The 240-nt window shown below is 68.8% G+C and carries 1 protein-coding gene; it reads right to left on the bottom strand.

Annotated elements, in window-relative coordinates; genetic code table 11:
• Positions 1-240, bottom strand: a 240-nt coding sequence (locus AC6UD2_RS06890) for a helix-turn-helix domain-containing protein (RefSeq protein WP_500698449.1), incomplete at both ends; no start/stop codon positions are given.

Here is a 240-nt window from a genome sequence, read left to right as displayed (position 1 = left end):
TGCGATAGGCGGTCCGCTTCTGCGTACTGACCGTGCTGGCCGTACGGCCGAAACGCCGTGCGACCTCGCCGGTGCTGCAGCCCTGCAGGACCAGCCGGAGCACTTCGCGCTCACGTCGGCTCAATGCTGCGAGCAGCGGCTCCGGTGTCCGCCGCATCCGCGATCGACTCAACGGCGTGCGAAGTTCCGGCGGTACGAAGCGTCCGCCACGGACCAACACATCGACCGCGCGTCGCAGCA

It is taken from the genome of Fructilactobacillus sp. X2R5C2, assembly GCF_059901375.1.
The sequence above is the reverse complement of the archived record's forward strand: the minus strand, read 5'-3'. Positions and strand labels throughout refer to the sequence as shown.